Below are 24,599 nucleotides of genomic sequence, written 5' to 3'. Positions count from 1 at the left end.
AAGCTCCGCGGAAAGGCCCGATCCCCGCAGGGCCGTCCACGACGAAGAAGGTCTGCGAAGGATGTCTCAAGAAGCCATCGCCCGTCTCTCGGGTGTGACGCATCGATACGGATCCGTGGTCGCGTTGGAGGAGGTGGATCTCGAGATCCGGCGCGGCGAGGTGCTGGCGGTGCTGGGTCCCAACGGGGCGGGCAAGACGACCGCGATCCATCTGCTGCTCGGGAGCCTGCCCGTGCAGACCGGAAAAGCGACCGTCTTCGGGCGGCGACCCGACGCTCCCGAGGTTCGAGCGCGCCGAGGCGCGATGCTCCAGATCTCCGGCGTACCCGATACGCTGACGGTGAGCGAGCACATCGACCTTTTCCGCGCCTACTATCCCGCTCCGGCGTCGGCGGCCCGTCTGCTCGCCATGGCGGGGATCGAGGGACTGGAGAGACGGAGGTTCGGCAAGCTCTCCGGGGGGCAGAAGCAGCGGGTCATGTTCGCGCTTGCCCTGTGTGGCGACCCGCAGCTGATCTTCCTGGATGAGCCCACCGCGGGCCTCGACGTGGAAGTCCGGCGCGGGCTGTGGGAGGAGATTCGCCGGCACCGCGAGTCCGGCCGGACCACCGTTCTGACGACGCACTATCTCGAAGAGGCCGACGCGCTCGCGGATCGAATCGTCGTCCTCCATCGCGGGCGGGTCATCGCGGAAGGCGCGCCGTCGACGATCAAGTCCCGCACCGCCGCGCGCCTGGTCCGCTGCGTGACCCGCGTTACGGCAGATGTCGTGACGTCCGTACCCGGTGTCGTCAGGTCCGAGACCCGAGGCCAACACCTCGAGGTCCTGACCTCCCGCCCCGAGGCGCTGGTGCGCGAACTCTTCGACCGGGACCCCGCCCTCCGCGACCTGACCGTGGTCGGCGCCGGACTGGAAGAGGCCTTCCTCGCTCTCACACGAGAGTCCGGCGATCCGGAGCCGGCCCAGTGACGGCGGCGACGCTCGCGCGGCGTGGGCGCATCTACGTGCTGGAGGCGCGGTACCAGTTCCTGATGGTGCTGCGGGATCCCGCCTTCGCGATCCCGACGCTGCTCTTCCCCCTCATCTTCTACCTGTTCTTCGGCGTGGTCATGGGCGCGGGGAGCTTTTCCGTCGCTGCGCCTACGTACATGCTGGCGACGTACAGCGTCTTCGGGACCCTGGGGCCCTCGCTGTTCGGTTTCGGCGCAGGACTCGCCATGGAACGCGACTCGGGCGTCCTTCTCCTCAAGCGGACCACGCCGATGCCGGCGGCCGCCTATCTGCTCGCCAAAGTGGCGATGGCGATCGCCTTCGGAGCGGTCGTCGTCCTCGGGATCTTCCTTCTCGGCGCCCATGGGGCCGGCGTGATGCTGTACCGCTGGCAATGGTTCGCTCTCGCCGGAGTCGTGCTCGCCGGAGTGATCCCCTTCTGCGCTCTGGGGCTCGCCGTCGGAGCGTGGGCGAGGGGGCGTGCCGCAGTGGCCATCACCAACCTCGTGTTTTTTCCCATGGCCATGCTGTCTGGACTCTGGATTCCGATTACGGTCTTTCCGGCGGCCCTGCAGGACATCGCCAACGTGTTTCCGGCCTATCACCAGGCGCAGCTTGCGCTCAAGATCATCGCCATGGACGGGGGACAGCCCACGCTGCTGCACGTCCTGGTGCTCGCTGTTCAATCGCTCGCCTTGCTCGCCGTCGCCGCGTTCGGGTTCCGGCGGGCGGGGACCGGCGTTGTCTCGTTTCGCCCGGGAGGAAAGTCATGAATGCCGGGAACCGATCCGGTATCCGAAGCCTGTGGATTCCTGTGGCCGCGGCCGTGGGATTCGTCGCCGCATTGGCGACGCTCCCGGTTCCGGGTGACGCGGCCGCCCCGGGACAGGAGGCGCCGGAGAGTCGCTTCGCGGTCGTGGATGTGACGCTGTTCGACGGCGAATCGTTCAGGCGGAATCAGGATATCTGGATCGAGGACGGTCGGGTGCGCGCGCTCGGATCGAGGCTCCGGCTGCCGGACGACCTGCCCCGCGTGGACGGGCGCGGCCACACGCTGCTACCCGGCCTCATCGACGGCCACGTCCACACGTTCGGCGGGACGCTGGGTGACGCGCTGCGCTTTGGCGTCACCTCCGTCCTCGACCAGTTCTCCGATTCCACCCTCCTCCCCGGCGCGAAATCCGCCCGGGATGACATCGCGCGTACGGCCGAAGCCGATCTCTTCTCGGCGGGGATGCTGGCGACGGCGCCCGGCGGTCACGGCACGCAGTTCGGGATGGCGGTGGAGCCGCTTACGGATCCCGCGGGCGCCGCGGCCTGGGTTCGGACGCGAAAGGAGGAGGGATCCGACTGGATCAAGATCGTCTCGGAGGACGGGACAGCCTACGGCGGTCAGATACAGATGCCGGCTCTCGACCGTGAGACGATCGGCGCTTTGATCGCCGCCGCCCACGCGGAGGGACTGCTGGCCGTCGTCCACGTCACGGGGATCGAGCGGGCGCTCGACGCGGTCGCGCTGGGTGCGGACGGTCTGGTCCACGTCTGGATCGACGCCGTCATCTCCGAGGAAGACGCGCGACGGTTCGCGGAGGCGGGGGTCTTCGTCGTCCCCACGCTGTCCGTCATCGCCGGCATGTTCGGCGATTCCACCGGCCTTCGGGTCCTCGAGGAGCTCGAGGCGTCGCTCGTCTCGCCGATGCAGCGGCAGACGATCAGCGACCGGTCGCTGTCGCTCGAGGGACCGGGCGCCGGCACAGCGCTCGAAAACGTGCGCCGCCTGCACGCGGCCGGCGTGCGGGTCGTGGCAGGAACCGATGTACCGAACCCCGGGACGGGGGCCGGGATCTCGATGCACGGAGAGCTTCGCCTCCTCGCGGGCGCCGGCATGGGGAGCGCGGAAGTGCTCGCGTCGGCGACCTCGGTGGCCGCCGACGCGTTCGGCGTCCCCGAGCGCGGCCGCATCGCCGAGGGCTACGTGGCCGACCTCGTGCTCGTGCGGGGCGATGTCGAGAGCGACGTGTCACGCTCAACCGACATCGTCACGATCTGGAAGGACGGCTACGCGGTCGGGCGCGAAGCCGCCGCGGCGGGGGCCGGTCCGCAGGTCGCGCCGCCTCCGGAGGGACCGATCGTCGTCGACTTCGAGGACGGGATGGACGCCGGCTTCGGCTTCGGCTGGCAGGTGACGACGGACGCGATGAACGGCGGCGCCTCCGCCGCCGAACTGGCCGTGGAGGCCGGCGCTCTGGTGGTGCGCGGCGAGACGAAGACCGGATTCCCGTTCCCCTGGGCGGGCGCCATCTGGTTTACCGGACCGCAACCGATGCAGGCCGTCGACTTCACGGGCCGCACCACCCTCCGATTCCGGACTCGCGGGGACGGACGCTCCTACGCCGTGATGCTGTTCGGCGCCGGCGCGGCGGCGACCGTGCCGCCCATGGTCCCGTTTGTCGCCGGACCGGAGTGGGCCGTGATCGAGATCCCGCTCGACAGCTTCGCCACGGCCAACCCGTCGATCATCGCCGGCCTCGCGTTCGTGGCCCAGGCACCGCTCGGATCGTTCACCTTCGAACTGGACGACGTGGAGATCCGCTAGACACGCAGATGCGGCGGATCTCCGGCGACGGTCAGCGGACGCCCACCTGGCCGGCGACGGCGGCGGTCAGCTTTTCGGGGTCGTAGCCGAGGCCATCCTTGAAGACGATCCGCACGTTGCGGATGTCTGAAGGCCGGAGTCCGATGTCCCCCTCGATCACGATGAGATCGGCGAGCTTGCCGGGGGCGACCGTCCCGAGTTCGTCGTCGAGACCCAGAATGCTGGCCCCGTTCGCACTCATGATGCGGACGGCGGCGGCCGGCTCGAACCCCGCCTCGACGAGGATCTCGAAGTTGCGCTGGTCGCCGTATCCGGGTAGCGCGCCCCAGGCCGGATCGACGCCCGCCGCGAGCACGCCCCCCGCCTCCACGAAGGCGAGTTCGAACTCGAGCAGGTTCTCGAACAGGTCAATCATCCACGGCATCTCCGTCGTCCGGAAGATCGACCGGCGCTCCATCTCCGCCTCCACGACGTGGCCGGGGAGCGCTTCCAGATCGCGCTCCGTGAGGTCGGGCACGAGCGGCGTGGCCTGCTCGGCGACGGCCAGCGTGGAGGTCATACCGACTCCCGCGGCGACCATCTCGGAGATCGTCTCCGCCACCCGGGGGTCGTCCATGTCCAACTCGGCGATGCTTCGCTGGTAGTTGGGACTGCACCGGTCCGGCTCGCGGGTGGTGTCGTACTCGGAGTTGGCCCACAGGCCGTGCTCGAGGTTGTCGATCCCCAGCGCCGTCGCCTCGCGGAAACCCACCGAGCACAGGTGCGCCGTCACCTTGATCCCCTGCCGGTGCGCCTCGTCGATGATCGTGCCCAGCGCCTCGCGCGTGATCTGCGTGTAGGCCTTGATCCACTCCGCTCCCTCGGCGGCCCAGTACCGGACGTAGCGGCGCGCGGCCTCCTCGTCGCGGATCGCGTACATCCCGAGATCCCGGAGGCGCTCGTCGGGACCGGGGCTGATGACGTAGGGGGCGGTGATGAGGATCCGGGGACCCGGCGTCTCTCCCCTCTCGATGGCGCCCTTCAACGAGAGATCCTGATACGGCGCGACGCTTCCCGTCGTCCGCACGGTGGTGACCCCGGCCCCGAGGTAGAGGCGCGGACCCGAGTACTGCATCTGCGAGGCGCGCGGCGTGGACTGGTAGTAGAACATGTGGTTGTGGAGACCGACCATCCCGGGCATGACCGAGTGGCCTTCCAGATCCAGCCGCTCCGCACCCGAGGGGATCTCGACCTCGCCGGCCGCGCCGACGCTCTCGATCCGGTTCCCGCGGATGACGATGGTCTGCCCTGAGCGTGCGGGTCCGCCGGAGCCGTCGAACAGGAGCACGTTTTCGAGCGCTACCACGGGCGAGGAGACGGCGAGATAGGACCTCACCTCCTCGGACAGCGCGTCCCGGTCCTGACCCGCCGCCGGCCTGCCGCCCGCGAGGAGGATCGTCACCGCCCCGAGAATCCACACTCCCATGCGTGTTCTCTGCCGCATTGCGTCCTCCTTGTGTCGAGCGGGTATCCTTCCCAGCGTAGATTCGGTCGTCCGGGACGGAAAGGTCGGCGCGCGGCTTGGGTGGGGAGGGGGGAAGTGTCGGCGCCGGCTGGCTGGTGAACGCCGCAGGGATGCCCGCAGCCCGCGGGACACACCGTCGCGGGGCGGCAGCCAGACCACGGAACGGATTGGCAGGCGTTCAAGGCTGGCGCCCCCGCCGACACTCCCCCCCTCCCCTTCGGCACCCCGCAAGCACGCCCGGCCAACTCCCCCCCCCATCTCATCGGCGACGGGCGGGTGATGGGGGTGTCGGCGCTTGCGCCAGCCTTGAACGCCCACGAGCCCGCTGACCTGCGACACGCCCAACCTCGCGACGATCCCGCACCCCGCGCACTCCAGCAGCGTCGCAGCGTCCACCAGCAAGCACGCCCGGCCAACTCCCCCCCCCATCTCATCGGCGACGGGCGGGTGATGGGGGTGTCGGCGCTTGCGCCAGCCTTGAACGCCCACGAGCCCGCTGACCTGCGACACGCCCACCCCGCGACGATCCCGCACCCCGCGCGCCCGAGCAGCGTCGCGGCGTTCACCAGCAAGCAATCGCCGACACCCCCATCACCCGTCCCACCCCGACGAGTCCTTGTGTCGAACAGTGATCTCTGTCAGCGTAGAGTCGGTCGCCCCGGGGCGTTGGAACGCGGGTGCACAGGCACCGGACTTGATCGAGGGAGCGTCGTCATGCGCGCAATCCAAGCTTCGTTCGTTCTCTGCGGGATGTTGGCGGGAGTCGCTTCACTTCAGGCCCAGGATCGCTGGCTGGCGATCGAGGGTGGGACCGTGTTCGACGGCACGGGAGCCCTCCACGAGAACGCAACGGTCCTCGTCCGCGGCGACCGGATCGAGCGCATCGGGCCCGCGGGACAGGTGGAGATCCCGGCGGGGGCCGAGCGCCTCGACGCCTCGGGGAAGTTCCTCACGCCGGGGTTCATCGACCTCCACTTCCACTACTCTCCCGGCCCTCACGCGTCCATCGACGGGACGGGGACCGACGCGAATCCCGAGCTCCCACTCCTCTTCCTGGCCAACGGAGTCACGACGCAGCGGGAGATGGGACAGTGGATCTCGGATAACGAGACATGGCTGGCGGACGTGCGCGGCCAGGGGTATCCGACGCCGAGACTCCTCTATTCCGGCCCGATTCTGGACGGGAGGGACACGGCCTATCCCACCATCTCCCGGGTCCTTCTCGATGACATGGACGCGCGGCTCGCCGCCAACGAACTCATGGACGCCGGCGCGACATCGCTGAAGGTGTACTTCCGGCTTTCGGTGTCCCAGGTCGCGGCGATCATCGAGGAGGCGGACCGCCGCAACGTGCCGGTCCATGGTCACCTCGAGATCGTCGACCCCGTCGCCGCAATCCGGCTCGGGCTCGACGGCATCGAGCACACGCGCTCGGTCGGGCGGTCGCTCGTCCCGCCGAAACAGGCGGAGGAGTTCCGGCAGGCGGTGCTACGTGAGAGCATCCACCGCGGCGAGGGCGGTATGGCGCTTTGGGCAGCGCTGGATCCCGCCGGCCCGCGCGCCGACGCGCTCATCGAGCTCATGTTGGAGCGCAACGTGAACCTCGACGGCACGCTGGCCGTGTTCGAGCCCGCGTTCGACGAGGAGGGCCGCGAGGTGCAGTGGGCTGCGATGCGGAACATGGCCGCGTTCACGGTGCGCTACGCGAAGGCCGGCGGACCCGTCACGATGGGTTCGCACGGCCTGGTGGCCAACGCGCCCCCGGGGCTCGCCTATCAGCGCGAGATGGAAACCCATGTGGAGGCCGGGATGACGGCGGCAGAGACTTTGATCGCCGCGACCCGGATGGGCGCCGAAGCGCTGCGCCTGCCCGACAGGGGCACGCTGGCGCACGGAAAGCTGGCCGACATCGTCCTCTTCGATGCCAGTCCGCTCGAGGACATCGCCAATGCCCGCCGCGTCCACGCCGTGATCCTCGGTGGGCAACTCCTCGATCGCGACCGCCTGCTGGCGACGGCCGAGGGACTCGTTCCCTGACCTGATCCGACTCGCTGCGGCCGGCGGCGGACCACTCTAGCCTCCGTCTCGCCCGACGGAGTACACGACGAAACTCTGGATCTCCAGCTCGTCGGTCTCCAGCGCGATGACCCGACCGTCCGCCGTGAAAGTCGCCGGCCACGGGGACCCCTCGGGTAAGGTGCCCCGATAGGCGCCTTCGGGGTCGAAGACGTCCGTGACGAGGCGATCCGGCCCGGATAGCGGAGCCGCGTGCCGGCGGACCCAGACCCACCCGTCGCCGTCGACCCGGATGGCCGAAACGACCTGTCGCCGCTCTTCGAACCCTCGCGTTTCCAACTCCTCCTCGGGATCGATCCGGCAGCGCTGCCCGGCGACAACCAAGACCCTGCCCCCGGAGATCCTCCCCCGCGCATCTTCTCTGCTGACGGCGGCTGGAGCGATCGGTCGCTCCAGGCTTCGGCTGCTCGTTTCTCCCTCGTAGATCTGAATCACGTACTCGGGTTGATCGTTCACCGCCACCACCTCCCCCCTCGCATCCCAAACGACGGTTGGATCAAACAGTGGCGACATCGGCATCGACAGTACCCGACACTCGGGCACGCTGAAATCGGCCCTGGCCCGCTTCTCGAGGGTCGCGAGGGCCAGCGTGTCCGCCGGACCGCGGACCAGCAAAAGCCGATCGCGGACAGGGGATCCGACCGAACGATAGCCCACCCCTCGCATGATGACCGTCCCTCCCTCGACCAGTCTCTGCTGATTCCTCAACTCGAAGATCCTGTCGACAGACTCCTGCCCGAGGAATTCGCCGCCGGAGTCAAAGACCTTGTAGCTGGACGATGGACCGTCGAGCACACGAATCGTGTCATTCCGGGGACCGAGGATCGCGACCGGATAGCCGAACGCCGCGGGGCCGTCTCCCTGTGAACCGAATTCACCCACCAGGGTCCCCCGGGGATCGAACGTGAGGACGCGATAGTTCCCCTTGTCAAGCACAACGAAGGTGCCCTCCGGACCCAGCGTGATCGAATGGTCGTCCACGCCGTAAAGCGCGTCCGGGCCCGAGGTGGAGCCCAGGCGCAGCGTCGGCGTAAAGGTCCAGTCGAGGGGTGAGTCGGCCTCCGCGTCGCGCACCTCACACGCGTTCAGCGAGAGCAGCGCCAACACAGCAAGCCCCACTCGCGAGGCGCTCGGGATGCCCGCCACAGCTAGCCTCCCCGCGGGCCCTCGATGTTCACCGTCACGATGTCGGCCCCGTGGTACTTCTGGTGCCGGACCGAGGTCGCGAGGTGCCGGAGGATGCGGAGCGAAAGTTCGTGTTCCTGCGGCTCCTCCGTGCCATGGCTGGCCAGCACCGCGATCTGGTCCTCGATATTGCCTTCCCCGCCGGCGGCGATGAACTCGAGTTCGGCGCCCGTTCCCCACTTCCGGGCGACGAGGCGCAGCCGCCGGTCACGAGCACCCTCTTCGGCATCCTCCACGCCCCCCGTCTGTTCGAGCAGGATGAGGAGCGTCTCCTCGGCAGCCTGAAGCAACCGATCGCTCATCTCCATCTGCCATTTCCGGCGGATCGAGAACTTGTCCAGGAAGTTCCGGATGGCGGGCAGCGCTTCGACGTTCAGCGTCGTGTCGACCCGCATGGGCCGAGAGCCGAGGAGTTCCAGAACCAACGTGAGAAGAATCGCGACGAGGCCTCCCGCCGTCATTCCGTTCTCCAACAGCGGCGCCAGCTGGGGCCCCAGAGATTCGGTGAAGAAAACGCCCTCCTGGAACCCGACGCCGGCCCAGAAGGAGACGCCGACGATGGTTGCCGTGCGATAGTCGATGCCATCCTGGATCACGACCCGCATTCCGATGACAAACAGGATCGAGATGAGAACGATCGCGTAGGCCGCGATCACCGGGTCCGGGACGGCGAGTACGACCGCGGCAACCTTCGGCAGGAAGGCCAGCAGGCAGAAGGTGACCCCGATGCAGATGCCGACCCGGCGAGCCGCTACCCCCGTGATCTCGACGAGCGAGATGCTTGAGGAGTACGTGGTGTTCGGGACGGTGCCGAGGAGCCCGGAGAGGAGGTTGCCCAGCCCATCGGCGGCGACCGCGCCCTGCACGGCTCCGAAGTCCGTGGCGCGCTTCTTCCGCCATGACACGCGCTGGATGGCGACGCCATCGCCTACCGTCTCGACCGCCCCGATCAGGGTCACGAAAACGAAGGTCGGCAGGAGGGTCCAGAAGGCGGGGCCGAAGCTGAAGTCGAAACCGGGCCAGCCCCCCGCAGGCAGACCGAACCACCGCGCCTCGGCGACGCGACCGAAGTCGTAGATGCCGAATGAGACCGCGACCGCGCACCCGACGACTATGCCGATCACCGGTCCCCAGAGCCGCAACACGCCGCTGGCGCGCAGTACGATGAGGAGGGTGACGAGCACTGTGGCGAGCGCTGTCATTGGCGCCGCGGCTGACGACGAGCCCTCCGGAACCTGGCGCAGAAGCTCGAACAGGAGGGGCATGATCGTCACCGCGATCAGCATGATCACGGTTCCCGCCACGACCGGAGTGATGATCCGCCGCAGAAGCGCCAGCTTCCAGGAGAGGCCGAACTGGAAGAGGGAAGATGCGATGACCAGCGTCGCGAGCAGCCCGGGACCTCCCTGCACGAGCGCCGTCACCGATACCGCGATGAAGGCCCCCGATGTCCCCATGAGGAGGATGTAACCCGCACCTATGCGACCGAGGCGTCTGGCCTGTACGGCGGTCGTCAGGCCGCTCACGACCAGGACCGCGAAGCTCCCCCACGCCAGGTACGATTCGCTGCCGCCCGCCGCCCGCACGACGATGGCCACGGTGATGACGATGCCGGCGATCGTAAGGACGACGTACTGGAGCGCGAGGCCGATCGCAATCTTGTATGGCGGGGTCTCGTCCGGCTCGTACTGGATCGCGTGCTGAGGCTCCGTCGCTCCTGATGCCATCGGTCACGTCCGTCGTTGAGGGATCGGTGTTTCCGAACGCACGCCGTCGAAGCTCAGGCCGGCATCACTCGCCCGCAAGATGCCCGGGGGATGCGCGAGGCAGCCACTGTCACTCTCTTCGGTCTCCTATTGATGTGGCAGCTTGGTCGGCCCGGGCGGCAGCTGTCCGGGCAAGACCACGGAGCACTTCCCCATCCAGTCCCGGCATCATCAGCGTATTGGCTACTTCGCGTGCTTGGCGGGTCACGGATTCCGCGATTTCCTCAACTCTTCGGCGGATCAGGGGGAGCCCCAGCGTCGCTCCTTCCGCGAAGGCCGCCCAACGGCGGGAGTCCATCCTGGCGAGTGCGGTGCACCCTCCGATGGGCATGGCGAGGGCGGGTGACAGCTCCGGGTAGGCGGTTGTCATCACGAGGTCGTAGAGCGGCGCGAGACGAGGTCCGGCCGCGTCATACAGGAGTGAGAAGTTCTTCCCGTGTGCGTCGGCGTTGCCGACGATCAGGTTGAAAATCACAGCGTCGAGGAGCTTGAGAATCTCGACAGCCGGACGAGCCGCGACACGACGGAGAAGCGCGAAGCCGTCTTCCAGCGTCGGACCTCCCTCGCTCGCGTACTTGATCTCGGGTGCGACCGCCAAGGCTTGGCAGAAATCTTCCTGATGGACACGGCGCACACGACCAGGGTCGGTCGATCGATCATATCGCCCGACCAGTAGGAACGTTCGGTCCCCTGCTCGTCGAGGCTCTACGGATGCGACGGTCAGGCCGGCGGCTCGCGCGAGCCGCATCGCGAAGGCTTCGTTCTCCGTCGTGTCGGGGAAGTCGGAGATCGCCGGCTTCAGGATGTGGGTCGTGGGCTGCCCCGGCGCCGGAAGGGCGATCTGATCGTCGACCGTGACGACGGGCAGTTTCGACTGGGCCCCGGCCAGCGATAGACGCAGACCTTCCTCGCCGACGAGCAGGGGCCGCCATGGCAGCTTGTCGAGCACGTCGACCAATGCCGCGTCGTCAAGGGGTTGGGGCGAATAGCTCGAGTCTGGCCCCGCTGGCAGTTCTCCGAGCGGTAACAGTTGGAGCGCTCCGGCAACGTCACCGCCGAGACGATCGAGAAGGGCGAAGTCGTTCAGGGGGGAGACGCCCAGCGACCTTGCCACCCGGTCCCGCTGGCTTTCCTCCGGCAGGAGGCCGGCGAAGAAGGGGCGGCATTCGCGGCGGGAATATCGCTCTGCACGCTTGGGCAGCGACGCGGACAGCGCCGGGGCCCGGTCGTCCCGCAGCCAGTCGTCCGTGTACGCGAACTCCAGGGCGGCGGGCCGGGGCTGCGTCAATCGGCCGACAAGCCGTCCATCCCACCAAGTGTCGAGAACGCGGTTCATGTATCGAGAGCGTCGGCGGGTACGGTCGCGTCAGTCTCGGTTGGGGGAACGACGTCGACCGAACAGCCGAGCGCCGCCAGAACCTGGAGGACCTTTCCGATCTGCGCGGTCGGCTTCCCGGCTTCAAGATCTACGATGAAGCGCAGCCCCACCCCCGCTGTGCCCGCAAGCTCATGCTGACGCAGCCCCGCGTTCTTGCGCGTGGTACGGACGATTGCGCCGATATCAGCAGGTGTGACGGTTCGTTTTTTCATGATATTCCCGATCGGGAATATCGGTTGTCTTCACATCCCCTGTCAACATTATTTTTCCCGCTCGGGAATACGGTCAGATATTCGGGGCGAACGTAGCGCAAGATTTCCCGCTCGGGAACGGGGACGGAAGAGGGAGAGTGTCACGTCGAGAGATTCCGTTCAAAAGCGGGCGACCGGGGTCGAACCGGCGACCTTCAGCTTGGAAGGCTGACGCTCTGCCAACTGAGCTACGCCCGCGAGGCCGTCGAATCTGGCGACGGGGCCCATCGACGGGCAAGTTTCTCGCCGCACCCGCCGGGTTGCGCAGCAACGTGCGATCAGGTGTGACGAGGAGTCCAGGAGGCCAAGCAGTGAGCGTTCGACACGTATCGGAGTTCGGGCTGACGCCTGTCGCTGCCGGGTCAGGCACGGAGACGCAGGTTCTCATCGGGCCTGATCAGGGACCGAACTTCGCGCTCAGGCGCTTCGTCATGCAGCCGGGCGGCGGGATGCCCCGGCACACGAACGCGGTCGAACACGAGCAGTACGTGCTCCGGGGACAGGCCCGGGTTTCGATCGGGGACGAAATGCACGACGTGAAGGCCGGGGATGTCGTCTACATCCCGGCGGGTACGCCGCACTCCTACGACGCCGTGGGGGACGAGCCGTTCGAGTTTCTGTGCGCGGTGCCGAACCAACCCGACAGGATCGAGATCGTCGACTGCTGAGGAGGCGCCGCCGCAGCCGCCGCTCCCACGCAGCCCTCGCCTAGGTGGTGAGGACGATCCTTCCGACGACATTCCCCGCCTCCAGATCCCGGAGACTCGCCTCCGCCTCCGACATGGGCCGCGTCGCGTAGGGAATCGGATCCACCTTCCCGGCGCGGACCAACGCCATCAGTTCCGCCATCTCGGCGAGACTTCCGAGATCGGACCCCTCCACGGCTTGGTCCTTGAGGACGAGCAGGGGCAGCGGCACCGGGAGAGAGCCGCCCAGGAGGCCCACCACTACGAGGCCGCCGCTCTTGGCGACGCTCCGGAAGCCGAGGGCGGCGGACGCCGAGGAGCCGGCGAAATCGACCACGGCCGCGCAGCCGCCTCTCGTGAGTCGCTTCAGTTGCCGGGCCGCGTCGTCCTCGCGGGCGTCCACGACGTGCGCGGCCTCCGCCCGCCGGGCCGCTTCGAGCTTCGCGTCATCGACCTCGACGACGATGAGTTCGGCCTCGAACAGGGCCTTCGCGATCTGGATGCCGGCGAAACCGACCCCGCCGGCGCCGATGATGACGAGTTGGTCTTCCAGCCACCGTTCCGCCTTTCGGAGGGCGCTGTAGGCGGTGAGCCCCGAGCACGCGTACGTGCAGGCCAACTCCGGCGGAACGTCCCCGAAATCGAACAGGTAGCGCGGGTGCGGGACGATAACGTGGTCCGCGAAGCCGCCGTCGAGGTGCGTGCCGAGGGCGTGGGGGCGGTTGCAGAGATGCTCACGGGCGCTGTCGCAGAAATCGCAGCCGCCGCACCCGATCCACGGGAAGACGACCCGGGCGTCGCCGATCTCGACACCCTCCGCATCCGGTCCGGCCGCGGTGACCTCGCCGACGATCTCGTGGCCCAGCGTGAAGGGCAGTTCGCGCACCGCCCGGACGTCGAGCTTCCGGCCGCCGCCCATCTCGAAGTAGCCCTGCCACAGGTGCAGGTCGCTGTGGCAGACGCCGCACGCACGGATGCGGACGAGCACCTCGGTGCCCGCCGGTTCGGGCGTCGGCCGTTCGGCCAATCCGAGCGCCTCGCCGTATTCGCGGAACTGGTAGCTCTTCATCGCCTCTCCCTGTTGCCGTTGCGCCCCAGAACTTTCGCGAAGGCGTCCACGACGTCCTGCATCTGAGCGGCCCCCGCCAGCAGGACCTCGTGCTTGATCCAGATTGTGGTGCGGCAGAGCCGCTCGCATACGGGAAGCCCCCGTTCGAGCGGCGTGGTGTAGCCCGGATGCGCGGGGATCCCCTCGGCGCGGAGCGCCTCGATGACCCGGCGTTTGTCGCGGCCGTCGCACGGATCCGCCGTGAGCCCCGACTCATCGAGCCGGATCATGAAGATGTGACAGCCGTGGGCCGTGATGCGCTCGTCACGGTCCGGCGTCTTCACGCCCCCGATTTCCGCCAGACCCGCCGCAAGCGCGTCCATGGCCTGCCGGCGGATGGCCTGCTCGGCAGGCAGGCGGTCCAGACCGCACAGGAGCAGCGCCGCCTGGAACTCGGTCATGCGAAGGTTGAGGCCTGTCGCGGCGTGCTCGTGCGGGGAGCCCGCCGGGTCGCGGCCGCAATCATGCCAGGACCATGCACGGCGGAAGAACTCCTCGTCATCGGTGAGGACCACTCCGCCCTCGCCGGCGGAGAGGTTCTTGCTCGACTGAAAGCTGAAAGCACCCGCATCGCCCAGCGTGCCGACCGCGCGGCCCCGCCAGCTCGCGAGCCCCGCCTGCGCGGCATCTTCGACGACCTGGAGGCCGTGGCGGGCGGCGATGTCGTTCACGCGATCCATGTCGGCCGGGCGTCCGCCGATATGAACTGGCAGGATCGCCGTCGTGCGCTCCGTGACCGCGTCCTCGATCAGCGTCGGATCCAGGTTGTGCGTGCCCGGCTCCACGTCGACGAACACGGCAACGGCGCCCAGCGACCGGGCGGCGTGGGCCGTCGCCACGAAGCTGTACGGGCTCGTGACGACTTCGTCGCCGGGCTGCACCCCGGCAGCGACGAGGGCGGCCTGAAGCGCCATCGTGCCGTTGCAGCAGGCCACGGCGTGCTGGGCCCCGTGCAGCGCGGCGAAGCGGGCCTCGAGCTCCGGGACGACCCGGCCGCCCAGCCCCCAGCGGCCGGACTCGAGCACCTCGGCCAGGGCACGCCGCTCCGCCGCCCCGGAGCGTGGCCACGATGGCCAGGGCGCCGTGCGGACCGGGGTGCCGCCGTCGATCGCCAGTCGGGCGCTCATGCGCTGCCCGACACGATTCGCGGCACGGCTCGCGGCGCAGTCCGTGATGCGCCGACTACGAAACGGCCCGCGGCCGGCCCCGGGTGATGACCGCCGGGACGCCCGAGTCCCGCGCGAGCTGGTTGAACGCATCGAGCATCTCGCCGAGCACGCGCGAGAGCGCGGCCTCTTCCACGATCCACTCGGCCTCGAGGTCGCCCCACCTCTCCAGCACGCCGGCGCGAGGAGGCAGGTCCGAGCCATCCACTTCTCCCATGAGCGAGGTCAGCTGCATGTTCAGCAGCGCCTCGTAGGCGACCATGTCCTGCTGCGCCGCCCGCCGCTTCTGGAACAACCTGTCCTCCAGCACGGTGATCGAATCCGCGAGCGTCATCCCCGCCGCCTCGAGCGCCTCGGCGCCCGAGAGGCCGGCCTCCGCCGCCTGCCCGACTACCGCGTTCACCTGCGCGCGCACGTCCCGGATGTCGTTCAACCCGATGTGCAGGTTCACAACCGCCCCGAATACCGACTCGAGGAAGCGCCCGTTCGCCGCGAAATCCGTCTGCGAAGCCGGGATCCGCGGATCCCCGCGGACCTCGAACGACCGGGTCTGCGGCGGGGCGTCTCCCACCGTCAGGCGGGCGCCGTACGTCCCCGGCATCACGCGATAGCCCTGCGCGTCCCCGAAGAACGCGTACGACTCCGTGACTCTCGGCCCGCTCTCCACGCGCAGATCCCAGAACACCCGGTTGTGACCCGGCGCGGCGGGGGCCCGGGCGTACCGGACGCCCGTGGCGGTCATGGCCGTATCCGTCGTGAGGGTTCGGATCACCGCGCCCTCCGCATCGAGAATCTCCAGCACCAGCCGGATGCCCTCGGAGGCCACTCCCGAGTCCGACCCTTCCTCGGCTTCCGTCCCCTCCGGCGCGGCACCCACGACGTAGTCGATCGCGACGCCCGGTGGCTTGTTCTGCCCCGTAGTCGTCGGACCGACCGGACCTCCGAGACCCTGGCTCACGCGGTACCCGGTGGACGGCGTGTAGAGGTGGTGCCCGCCGGCGGCTTCGGCGTCCGCCTGCTGCCGCAGCGGCGAGAGATCGTCGAGCACCCAGAAGCCTCTCCCCTGCGTCGCCACGGCCAGATCCCCCGCCTGCACCTGAAGGTCGGTGATCTGCGTGAGGGGCAGGTTGAGATCCAGGCTGCGCCACGAGCCGCCGTCATCGAAGCTCACGTACATCCCGAGTTCCGTCCCGGCGAAAAGCAGTCCGCGCCGCTCGGGGTCTTCGCGCACGACGCGCGCCCACGCTTCCGGCTGGTCAGACGCGATGCCCCCGTCGATGCGCTGCCAGCTCCGTCCGTAGTCCGCCGTCCTGTAGATGTACGGTGCGAAGTCGTTGAACTTGTAGCGGGCGAGCGTGATGTACGCGCCGCCCGGCTCGTGCGCCGACGGATCCACCGAGTTCACCATCCCCTCGGGCATTCCCTCCGGCGTGACGTCGGTCCACGTCTCCCCGTCGTCACGCGTGATATGGACGAGGCCGTCGTCCGCTCCCACCCATATCGTCCCGGCCTCGAGCGGCGACTCGGCCATCGCGACGATCGTGTTGTAGACTTCGCCCCCCGCCGCCTCGTTCGTGAACGGCCCGCCCGCCGCGACGTGCTTCTCGGGCTCGTTCCGCGTGAGATCGGGGGAGATCTCCTCCCACGTCACCCCGCGGTCGCTCGACCGCAGCAGATGCTGCGCCCCGTGGTAGATCACCGTCGGATCGTGCGGCGACACCACGACCGGCCCGTTCCAGTTCCAGCGGTAGCGCATGTCCTCGGCATCCATGCCGAGCTGGAACTGCGGGTAGGCCTGCACGCTGCGCGAGGAGCCGAGTTCCGTGTCCAGCTCCGAGATCATCCCCTGGATCGAAGTCGCGTACAGGTAGCGAGGGTTGTCCGGATCGAACGCCACCCAGGCCGATTCCCCGCCTCCCGCATCGAACCAGTCCTTCCAGCCCAACCCGCCGGAGTGCGTCGCCCACCCCAGAATGCCCACGCTCGTGTTGTCCTGCTGCCCGCCGTACATCCGGTACGGAAACTGGTTGTCCACCGCGATGCGGTAGATCTGCGCCGTGGACTGGTTCTCCTGCGTCGACCAGGTCTCACCTCCGTTGAAGGTGACCGTCCCTCCCCCGTCGTTGGCGGAGAGCATGACCTGGCCGTCGAACGGGTTGATCCACAGGTCGTGATGATCGACATGCGGCGTCTGGATCGTCTCCCACGTGCGCCCCCCGTCGATCGACTTGAGGAAGGGCGAGTTCATGACATAGACGGTCTCCCGGTCCAGCGGATCGGCATAGATCTCGATGTAGTACCAGGCCCGGCCCCGCAGCTGGCGCTCGGAACTCACCAGGGCCCACGTCTTCCCTCCGTCATCGGAGCGGTATACGCCGTCGACATCCTCATCCGCCTCGATCAGCGCCCACACACGATCCGGATCCGCGGGGGACACATCGATCGCCGTCTTCCCCATCATCTCGGGGAGACCCGCGTTGATCTCCTCCCACGTGTCTCCGCCGTCCGTCGACTTCCAGAATCCGGAGCCGGGACCGCCGCTGCGGATGTACCACGGATCGCGGTCGTGGTCCCACATGGAGGCGTAGAGGATGCGCGGGTTCGTGCGGTCCATCGCAAGGTCCGAGGCCCCGGTGTTCTCGTCCACATGGAGGACGAGTTCCCAGTTCTCTCCTCCGTCCGCCGAGCGGTAGATGCCCCGCTCCGGCGTCGGCGCGAAGGGCGATCCCTGAGCGGCGACGTAGACGAGATCCGGATTCTCGGGATGCACCCGGATGCGGGAGATCGTGCGGGTGGGGGCGAGACCCATGTGCTTCCATGTGCGGCCCGCATCCGTCGAGCGGTAGACGCCGTCGCCATGCGAGGTCGTCACGCCGCGGATCGAGTGCTCGCCCATCCCGACGTACACGACGTTCGGGTCCGACTCGGAGACGGCCACGGCCCCGACGGAGGAGGTGGCCACGAAACCGTCGGTGATGGGACGCCAGCTGATACCTGCATCGGAGGTCTTCCACACACCGCCGCCCGCCGTGCCCATGTAGTAGGTGAGCCTGTCATCGGGGACCCCCGCCGCGGCGACCGCCCGACCGCCGCGAAACGGACCCACGTTGCGCCACCGCATCGACTGGTAGAGCGATGTCTCGTCCTGTGCCTCGGCGCCCGCGTCTTCCTGAAGCGGGGCCGCACGCATCTCCCCTGCCGGGACCGCAAGGACCAGCGCCGGAAGCAGCTGCCACGCGCCTCGCGGAAAGTGTGGGAAGGGAATTATCGCTTTGATCGAACGCATGGGAACGGCCTCCGAACCGGGATGTCGGCCTCGAAGCCGACGTGTCTCATATTCCGTACGGACTCCCCGTCACGCGCGGGGTCGCGAAGAATAAGCCGCCCCGCGGCGGCGCCGACAGAAGCGCCTGGCCCGCCGTAACGGCTAGTCGCGGCGGATGGCTCGGCCGGGGAAGACGCCCTCGACGAGTTCCCTGTCGCGGACGACGAAGGTGCCGCCGACGATGACGTGCTCGATCCCGCCGGACGGCTGCGTCGGCGCCTCGAAGGTCGCGTGGTCGATCACGGTCTGCGGATCGAAGATCGTGAGATCGGCGTCCGCTCCCACCCGGATGCGACCCTTCGCCGCCATCTGCGGGACGTAGCTCTCGAGCCGCTGCGCGGGCATCAGCGTCATCTTCCGGATCGCGTCCATCAGGGTGAGGAGTCCCTCCTCGCGCACGTAGCGCCCGAGCACGCGGGCGAAGGTCCCTGCGCCGCGCGGATGTCCCTGGCCGTCCACGAACGGGACGCCGTCGCTCGCCACCATCACGATCGGATGGGCAACGGCGAATTCGAACATCTCCTGCGGGATGATGTGGGCGATGATGCGGCCGCCGGTCTGGCGGCGTTCGTTGAAGGTTTCCTCCGTGAGGCGCTCACCGGTCGCATCCCACTCGATGTCGCCGTAGTCCGAGCCGAAGCGCTCGCGCCAGCCGGCGTCGAAAATCGCGGCCCGGATGTCGGTCGAGGCGGCCGTGTAGGGGTAGACTTCCGTTGTCACGTCGAGCCCGCGCTCCCGCGCCCCCTCGATCATGGACAGCAGCGTCGGCACCTGCCCCAGACCGCTCGACCCGATGTGGACGATGTGGACGCCAGCCCCGGTCGCCGCCGCGTTCGCGATCATCTCGTGCACCGCCTCGATCGAGCTTCCCGGCTCGACCATCCCGGCGTAGCGGATGTGGACAAAGTTCGTCACGCCCTCCTCCGCCGCGAGTTCGAACATCCGGTGGATCTCCTCGCGCCGGGCCCCGGGGGTGTACTGGATGCCGTAACCGATCCCGAGCGCCCCGCGTCCAAGTTCGTCCCGTAACCGGTTCTCCATCACCGCAACCTGCTCGAGATCGGCCGCCAGCCGGACGGCTTGCTCCCGCCCCCCGAGCGCGAGCCGGCGCGCCGCCCCGTGCGAGGCCGTGGCCCCGTAGTGGATGACGGCCTGCCCTTCCCGGCTCGCGTACCACTCCTCCACGTCGCCGGTACCGCCTTCCAGTTCGAGCGCGGTCGTGACTCCGTCCTGGGCCTGCAGCTGACTGGAGAAGAGGTCCTGGCCGTGCGCGTGGAGGTCGATGAACCCTGGTGCCACGACGAGGCCCGACACGTCGACCACCGTCTCGCCCTCCAGCCGAGATTCGGAGATCACCGCGATCGTCCCGTCGCGGAGCCCGACGTGGCGCACCGCGTCGAGCCCGGACTCGGGGTCCATCACGCGCCCGCCCGCGAGGACGAGGTCGTAGCTCTGGGCTCTCGCCCCGGAGAGGCTCGAGGTGAGGGCCGCGGCGACGGCGATCAGGGTTCCGACTCTCATGGCGAGGATCCGTTTCATCCGAGCAACGCGGGGAGTACACGAGCCACAGTCAGCCCCAGGAAGGTACCGACGGCGTTCCCCAGCGACCCGATCAGGACAGCCGGGAGCACCAGATCGCCGCGGCCCAGGCTTCGCGCCAACGCGAGGGCGGAGGTCCCGCCGCCCACGTTGGCCTGGGAGGCCACTGCAGCGATGTCCACGTCGAGCTTGAGGAGTCGGGCGGCGCCGAACGTGATGGCCCCGTGCACGACGACGATCGTGAGGGTGAAGACCAGGAGCGCGAGGCCCAGCGGGCCGATGTCGGCCAGCGCCCGGACGTCGCAGTGCGCCCCGATGACGCACAGGAAGAGGTAGACGGAGAAGAGACCCAGCGTCCGGCTCCCGGCGAGATCCGTGATGGCCCGGAACTGGGCGAGGATGAGCGCGATTACGGTGAGGATCAGGATGTCCGGGATCGGGAACCCGAGCGTCGCCGTCCACGCCTCCAGCCGCTGCGAGACCCACAGCGTCCCGAAGCCGATTGCGAGGACGAGAGCCAGGTCGACCGGGTGCACGCGCTCGGTGTCCTCCATGATTCCGAGATCGGGAGCCCGGTCGGCGGAATCCGGCGCGGCGGCGGCCAACCCGCCCCAGCTCCGGCCCGACTTCGGCCAGTGCGGCCGCAGCCAGCGGGGAATCGCGATCGTGGCGGCCATCCAAACCGTGGTCATGATAGAGTCCACGGCCGACGCCCCGCCGAACAGCACGCCCTCGCGCATCACGTCGTAACGAAGCGCGACCGCGTTGAAGTTCACACTGCCGCCCGTGTAGGTGCCCGTGAACATCCCTCCCAGCGGACCGAACAGGGGGCCGATCCGTTCCGGTCCGTCCACGAGGGCCATGCCCGCGATCACGCCGACCACGGTCCCCAGCGACCCGATGAGAAAGAGCGTGATGATCGGCAGTCCGGCGCGAAGAATGTCGCGCAAGTTGACCTTGAGGAGGAGCCACACGATCGCGAGCGGGGCGACGCTGCCGAAGATCGCGTCGTACGCCGGGACCGGGTCCGCCTCCGTCGACGAGGTCGGGAGGAGGCCGAAGTTCGCGATCAGCGCGGTGAAGATGATGACCATCAGCGCGGTGCCCCCGTGCCGCAGGAAGCTGCGGCGCACGAGCCATTCCGTGCCCGCGATGACGAGGCACAGGACGGCGACGATATAGAGCGTCTGCTCAGTCACCGGCGTAGAGCGACTCCGCCTTCACGGCGGACGTCGTGATCCCCTTGATGAAGGCGGAGGAAAAGCCGCGGTGCTCCATCTCGTTGAGGCCGGCGATCGTGCAGCCGCGCGGCGTCGTCACGCTGTCGATCTCGCGTTCGGGGTGACGGCCCTGATCCCGTACGAGGGCCGCGGCTCCGAGCGCGGTCTGGGCCGCCATCTGCAGCGCCTCCTCGGGATGGAAGCCGATCTCGATGCCGCCCTGGCAGGCGGCGCGCACCGCCCGCAGGAAGAACGCCACGCCACAGGCGCAGAGCGCGGTGGCAGGGACCATGTGCTCTTCCTCCACGACGAGCGTGGCCCCGACGGCCCGGAACAGACTCGCCACCCGGTCGAGGGCCCCGGCGTGGGCGGGCTCGGCTGCCAGACACGTCATCGACTCGCGCAGCGCGACCGCCGTGTTGGGCATGGCGCGAACGATTGCGACGTCGGGGCCCACATGCCCGCGCAGCGCCGCGATCGCCGCCCCCGAGACGACGGACACGAGCAGATGCCGGGCGGCGTCCACATGCGGAGCGATCTCCGCCAGCACCGCGTCGAGGGCCTGCGGCTGGACCGCGACGATCACGGTGTCGCATGCCGCGACGGCCGCCGGGTTGTCGGACGACACACGGAACCCCCGTTCCGCGAGATCCGCGACCCGCTCCGTGCGCCGGCGCGTGACGTGGACCTCCGATGGAGCGTGCGAGCCCGCGGCCACAAGCCCCTCGGCGATGGCGCGCCCGATATTCCCCGCGCCGAGGATGGCGACGCTGTTCGCCATCGTCAGCGCGGGTCCCGACGCGCGCAGTCCGTCCCCTCTTCTCCGTCGCCGGAGGGACGCAGCGTCGGGTAGGTGATCCCCCGCTGCCCGAGGTGCGTGTCGGCTGCCGGGAGCTTCGAGTAACGCATGTCTGACCTCTTCAGGGGTACCGGGATACGTCGCGCGGCATCAGTCGGGCCGGGCGTTCGGCGCGAGGCGAATTGTCGCCCGAGGCCCGTTGAACCCGCAAGGCGTTCCGCTGGTGGCCTGGCCGTTGCCGAGCCCACGGCATGCCGGGAAGTTGGTTCGTAATTCTCATCGCCACAGGAGGTTGGAAGATGGACGAACGAGTCGTTCAGTACGAGGCGCACAAACAGTCGCCCATCGTCGCCTACATTCTGCTGGTCGTGTTCGGAGTGCTGGGGGCGCACAACTTCTACCTGGGACGACGCGAACAGGCGGTGGCCCAACTTGTCTTTACCGTCGCCATGGTAGCCGGCATGCTGTAGCTCTTCGTGGGTTTCGCGTCAGCCGAAATGGGAGATGTCTCGGGCGGCTTTGACGACTTCGTGCGTCGGGCGTGGACCTTCTACTCGGTCGCGATCGTCTGGGGCATCGGCAGCTTCGTCTGGCTCATGGTGAACGCCATACAAGTCCCGAAGCTCATCGCAGAGCACAACCTCCGGCTCCATCGGCGCATCTTCGGCGCGTAGCCGCACACGCCATTCGTCGGCGATCGTGCAACCTCCCGGGATACGGTTCGTCAGGGCGCCAAGCGCTTGAGGTAGCGCGCCTCGAGGCCGTCGAAACGTTCGAAGTCACGGTCGTTGGTGAGAATCGCGGAGATCCCGTGCTCCCGGCACAACGCGGCGATCTGCGCGTCGAACAACAGGTTTCCCCGTGCGTCGGCCCCGCGGGCCGTGGCAGCCAGCAGACCGAGGAAGCCGGCGCCGGGCAGGACGACGCGGCAGCTCGGCGAAGCGACGACGCCGTCGAGGAAATCCGCGGCCTGCTCCAACGTTGACGGCGGGCTGAAGACCCGCCTGTGGGTGACGACCCGCAGGAATTCCACCGCGCAGAAGATGGGCAGGCCCCAGTGAGCTGCGCCCTCGGCGAGCGCGATCAACTCCCGGGCGGCTACGGCGTGAAGCTCGGTCTCAACTCGATGCGCATAGATCAGAACATTGGTGTCGACGGCGATCAAGCGCGATCCAGAACGTCGTAGAGCGCCTCGCGATCGGAGATGTCCACCTTGGGCGGAGCGTCCCCCCGCACAGTCTTGAGTTCGAGCTTGAAGGCCGGATCCTTCCGGCTGTCGTCCATCAGCTTCGTGCGCAACGCATCCTCGACGAACCGGGTCAAAGAGATGCCCTCGTGTGCCGCCCTCGTTCTTGCTCTCCCCAGGATTTCATCGTTCAGGTTAAGCGTGGTCTTCATCGGACTCTCAACCGGGACTGTGAACGCGTGATATGGTAGAACCATATGATCGACGCCATATATATGGCAATCGAACCGACGCTATGCGCCGTCCCAGCGGCGGATGGCGAGACAGGCGTTGTGCCCGCCGAAGGCGAAGGAGTTCGACAGGGCCGCCGGGACGGGACGTTCGATGAGACCGCCGTGTGCGTAGTCGAGATCGCACTCGGGATCCGCCTCCTCGAAATTGATCGTCGGAGGAATCACGGCGTGCTTGCAGACGAGCATGGAGATTACGGCTTCGATCGCCCCGGCCGCTCCGAGCGGGTGGCCCGTCATCGACTTCGTAGAGCTCACCACGACCGATCGCGCGTGATCGCCCAGTACTTCCTTGATCGCCGTCGTTTCGGCCGCGTCGCCGACCGGCGTCGCGGTCCCGTTCGCGTTGATGTAGCCGATGTCGGCCGCCGTGAGCCCGGCATCTTCGATCGCCTGTAGCATGGCCAGACGGGCGCCGACCCCGTCCGGAGCGGGGGCCGTCATGTGATACGCGTCCGCGCTCTGCCCGAAGCCGGCGATCTCCCCCAGGATCTCCGCACCACGCGCCTGCGCATGTTCCATTTCCTCGAGGATCAGCATCCCCGCGCCCTCGCCCAGCACGAAACCGTCGCGGCCGGCATCGAACGGGCGGCAGGCTCCCGCCGGATCGTCGTTACGCGTCGACATCGACCCCATGGACGCGAAGCCGGCGACCGCGAGCGGGGTGATGGCGGACTCCGTGCCCCCGGCGATCATCACATCCGTCTCTCCCCTCCTGATCGAGCGAAAGGCGAGTCCGAGCGAGTGGCCGCTCGAAGCGCAGGCCGACACGGTCGCGTAGTTCGGGCCGCGGGCCCCGTACACGATGGACAGGAGTCCAACGGTCATGTCCGGGATGAACATCGGGATTAGAAGAGGGGAGACGAATCGCGGTCCCTTCGACAAGAGCTTCCTGTGTTGTGCCTCCAGCAACGGGAGCCCGCCGACCGCAACGCCGACGACGACCCCCGTCCGATCGGGTGGCAGGTGGGCAAGCCCGTCGCCGAACCCCGCCTGTTCCATGGCCTGCGTCGCCGCGCCAATGGCGAACTGCAGGAAGCGGTCGGCGCGGCGCGCGCCCTTCCTGTCCAGGTACTGAAGGGGATCGAAACCCTTCACCTCACAGGCGAAGCGAACGGCCTGATCGGACGCGTCGAACTGCGTGATCGGGCCCGCGCCGCTCCGGCCATGGAGAAGCGCATCCCAGGTGGTGTCCGTGTCGAGACCGATAGGCGTGACCATCCCGACGCCCGTGATCGCGACACGCCTCTTCGCCTCCGTGTGGATCAAGCTGATCGTCTCCAGCCACCCTGGTTTGGCTTCGAGACGGAAGGACCCCGTTGAACAAGCGTGGGATCGACCTCGTACCGCCCCGCACCGCGTTGGGGGGAGATAATACTGTGAGGGGGAAAGCCTGACATGGCCCCCCGCAGGGGAGTGGGGTGCGGAGGGGGTGGGATTGACTCACCTGCTTCGCAGATTCGTCGAGCTCGCTCCCGTTGGGCGCTCGGTTGGGTCGCTACGCTCGCCGAGCTCGCTCCCTTCGGTCGCTCG

General features: G+C 68.3%; 22 protein-coding genes and 1 tRNA gene. 7 read left to right on the top strand and 16 right to left on the bottom strand.

What is annotated here, in order from left to right; genetic code table 11:
- The first annotated feature begins 61 nt into the window (after positions 1 to 61).
- From ACOOGH_RS16390 to ACOOGH_RS16380, 3 genes are read left to right on the top strand one after another with little or no spacing between them, the layout of a single operon-like run.
- Positions 62 to 970 (top strand): ABC transporter ATP-binding protein, encoded by a 909-nt coding sequence (locus ACOOGH_RS16390; protein ID WP_420449931.1) that lies wholly within the window; start codon positions 62 to 64, stop codon positions 968 to 970.
- Positions 967 to 1,764: an ABC transporter permease gene (locus tag ACOOGH_RS16385; RefSeq protein ID WP_420449930.1), complete on the top strand. Its 798-nt coding sequence runs from the start codon at positions 967 to 969 to the stop codon at positions 1,762 to 1,764. Before ACOOGH_RS16390 ends, ACOOGH_RS16385 begins: the two co-directional genes overlap by 4 nt.
- Positions 1,761 to 3,587: a CIA30 family protein gene (locus tag ACOOGH_RS16380; RefSeq protein WP_420449929.1), complete on the top strand. Its 1,827-nt coding sequence runs from the start codon at positions 1,761 to 1,763 to the stop codon at positions 3,585 to 3,587. Before ACOOGH_RS16385 ends, ACOOGH_RS16380 begins: the two co-directional genes overlap by 4 nt.
- Positions 3,588 to 3,618: 31 nt before the next feature.
- Here ACOOGH_RS16380 and ACOOGH_RS16375 read toward each other — a convergent pair whose 3' ends face one another.
- Positions 3,619 to 5,070, bottom strand: a complete 1,452-nt coding sequence (locus tag ACOOGH_RS16375) for an amidohydrolase family protein (RefSeq protein WP_420449928.1) — start codon at positions 5,068 to 5,070, stop codon at positions 3,619 to 3,621.
- A gap of 735 nt (positions 5,071 to 5,805) precedes the next feature.
- Here ACOOGH_RS16375 and ACOOGH_RS16370 point away from each other — a divergent pair.
- The gene (locus ACOOGH_RS16370) at positions 5,806 to 7,128 is read left to right on the top strand and encodes an amidohydrolase family protein (RefSeq protein ID WP_420449927.1); all 1,323 of its coding nucleotides are present in this window, start codon (positions 5,806 to 5,808) and stop codon (positions 7,126 to 7,128) included.
- A gap of 36 nt (positions 7,129 to 7,164) precedes the next feature.
- Here ACOOGH_RS16370 and ACOOGH_RS16365 read toward each other — a convergent pair whose 3' ends face one another.
- The 5 genes from ACOOGH_RS16365 to ACOOGH_RS16345 form a co-directional block, all read right to left on the bottom strand.
- Entirely contained in the window at positions 7,165 to 8,313 is a 1,149-nt protein-coding gene (locus ACOOGH_RS16365; protein ID WP_420449926.1) for a hypothetical protein, read from the bottom strand.
- 2 nt (positions 8,314 to 8,315) lie between these two features.
- Positions 8,316 to 10,079 carry a uracil-xanthine permease family protein gene (locus ACOOGH_RS16360; protein WP_420449925.1) on the bottom strand — a complete coding sequence of 588 codons (1,764 nt, stop codon included), beginning with the start codon at positions 10,077 to 10,079 and terminating at the stop codon, positions 8,316 to 8,318.
- Positions 10,080 to 10,188: 109 nt separating this feature from the next.
- Entirely contained in the window at positions 10,189 to 11,454 is a 1,266-nt protein-coding gene (locus ACOOGH_RS16355; protein ID WP_420449924.1) for a type II toxin-antitoxin system HipA family toxin, read from the bottom strand.
- Entirely contained in the window at positions 11,451 to 11,708 is a 258-nt protein-coding gene (locus tag ACOOGH_RS16350; protein ID WP_420449923.1) for a helix-turn-helix transcriptional regulator, read from the bottom strand. Before ACOOGH_RS16350 ends, ACOOGH_RS16355 begins: the two co-directional genes overlap by 4 nt.
- Positions 11,709 to 11,872: 164 nt before the next feature.
- A tRNA-Gly gene (locus ACOOGH_RS16345) sits at positions 11,873 to 11,945 on the bottom strand.
- A gap of 113 nt (positions 11,946 to 12,058) precedes the next feature.
- On the opposite strand from ACOOGH_RS16345, the gene ACOOGH_RS16340 reads away from it, so the two are divergent.
- Positions 12,059 to 12,415 (top strand): cupin domain-containing protein, encoded by a 357-nt coding sequence (locus ACOOGH_RS16340; RefSeq protein ID WP_420449922.1) that lies wholly within the window; start codon positions 12,059 to 12,061, stop codon positions 12,413 to 12,415.
- Between the two features lie 40 nt (positions 12,416 to 12,455).
- Here the strand turns inward: ACOOGH_RS16340 and ACOOGH_RS16335 are convergent, their stop codons facing one another.
- The 7 genes from ACOOGH_RS16335 to ACOOGH_RS16305 all read right to left on the bottom strand — a co-directional run bounded on the left by ACOOGH_RS16335 (position 12,456) and on the right by ACOOGH_RS16305 (position 21,700).
- Positions 12,456 to 13,502: an alcohol dehydrogenase gene (locus ACOOGH_RS16335; protein WP_420449921.1), complete on the bottom strand. Its 1,047-nt coding sequence runs from the start codon at positions 13,500 to 13,502 to the stop codon at positions 12,456 to 12,458.
- On the bottom strand, positions 13,499 to 14,668 hold the full coding sequence (locus tag ACOOGH_RS16330) for a DegT/DnrJ/EryC1/StrS family aminotransferase (RefSeq protein ID WP_420449920.1): 1,170 nt from the start codon (positions 14,666 to 14,668) through the stop codon (positions 13,499 to 13,501). The genes ACOOGH_RS16335 and ACOOGH_RS16330 overlap by 4 nt, the downstream gene beginning before the upstream one ends.
- Positions 14,669 to 14,723: 55 nt before the next feature.
- Complete coding sequence (locus ACOOGH_RS16325) at positions 14,724 to 17,993, bottom strand: WD40/YVTN/BNR-like repeat-containing protein (RefSeq protein ID WP_420449919.1); 3,270 nt, start codon at positions 17,991 to 17,993, stop codon at positions 14,724 to 14,726.
- A 141-nt stretch (positions 17,994 to 18,134) separates the two neighbouring features.
- Complete coding sequence (locus ACOOGH_RS16320; protein ID WP_420449918.1) at positions 18,135 to 19,553, bottom strand: amidohydrolase family protein; 1,419 nt, start codon at positions 19,551 to 19,553, stop codon at positions 18,135 to 18,137.
- 14 nt (positions 19,554 to 19,567) lie between these two features.
- Positions 19,568 to 20,770 carry a DUF819 domain-containing protein gene (locus ACOOGH_RS16315; RefSeq protein WP_420449917.1) on the bottom strand — a complete coding sequence of 401 codons (1,203 nt, stop codon included), beginning with the start codon at positions 20,768 to 20,770 and terminating at the stop codon, positions 19,568 to 19,570.
- Positions 20,763 to 21,572, bottom strand: coding sequence for a pyrroline-5-carboxylate reductase (proC, locus tag ACOOGH_RS16310; RefSeq protein ID WP_420449916.1), 810 nt, complete (start codon positions 21,570 to 21,572; stop codon positions 20,763 to 20,765). The genes ACOOGH_RS16315 and proC overlap by 8 nt, the downstream gene beginning before the upstream one ends.
- 2 nt (positions 21,573 to 21,574) lie before the next feature.
- Positions 21,575 to 21,700: a hypothetical protein gene (locus tag ACOOGH_RS16305; protein ID WP_420449915.1), complete on the bottom strand. Its 126-nt coding sequence runs from the start codon at positions 21,698 to 21,700 to the stop codon at positions 21,575 to 21,577.
- Positions 21,701 to 21,889: 189 nt separating this feature from the next.
- Here ACOOGH_RS16305 and ACOOGH_RS16300 point away from each other — a divergent pair, with 189 nt between their 5' ends.
- Both ACOOGH_RS16300 and ACOOGH_RS16295 read left to right on the top strand, forming a co-directional pair.
- The gene (locus ACOOGH_RS16300) at positions 21,890 to 22,060 is read left to right on the top strand and encodes a TM2 domain-containing protein (protein WP_420449914.1); all 171 of its coding nucleotides are present in this window, start codon (positions 21,890 to 21,892) and stop codon (positions 22,058 to 22,060) included.
- A gap of 6 nt (positions 22,061 to 22,066) precedes the next feature.
- Positions 22,067 to 22,264, top strand: coding sequence for a hypothetical protein (locus tag ACOOGH_RS16295; protein ID WP_420449913.1), 198 nt, complete (start codon positions 22,067 to 22,069; stop codon positions 22,262 to 22,264).
- A 50-nt stretch (positions 22,265 to 22,314) separates the two neighbouring features.
- Here the strand turns inward: ACOOGH_RS16295 and ACOOGH_RS16290 are convergent, their stop codons facing one another.
- The 3 genes from ACOOGH_RS16290 to fabF all read right to left on the bottom strand — a co-directional run bounded on the left by ACOOGH_RS16290 (position 22,315) and on the right by fabF (position 24,335).
- Positions 22,315 to 22,755 (bottom strand): TA system VapC family ribonuclease toxin, encoded by a 441-nt coding sequence (locus ACOOGH_RS16290; protein WP_420449912.1) that lies wholly within the window; start codon positions 22,753 to 22,755, stop codon positions 22,315 to 22,317.
- Entirely contained in the window at positions 22,752 to 22,988 is a 237-nt protein-coding gene (locus tag ACOOGH_RS16285) for a hypothetical protein (protein WP_420449911.1), read from the bottom strand. Before ACOOGH_RS16285 ends, ACOOGH_RS16290 begins: the two co-directional genes overlap by 4 nt.
- 81 nt (positions 22,989 to 23,069) lie before the next feature.
- Positions 23,070 to 24,335: a beta-ketoacyl-ACP synthase II gene (fabF, locus tag ACOOGH_RS16280; RefSeq protein ID WP_420449910.1), complete on the bottom strand. Its 1,266-nt coding sequence runs from the start codon at positions 24,333 to 24,335 to the stop codon at positions 23,070 to 23,072.
- Between the last annotated feature and the right edge of the window lie 264 nt (positions 24,336 to 24,599).

Origin of the sequence: Candidatus Palauibacter sp., from assembly GCF_965213655.1 — a bacterium.
Classification (GTDB): Bacteria; Gemmatimonadota; Gemmatimonadetes; order Palauibacterales; family Palauibacteraceae; genus Palauibacter.
This window is presented reverse-complemented; position numbering and strand designations above follow the sequence as displayed.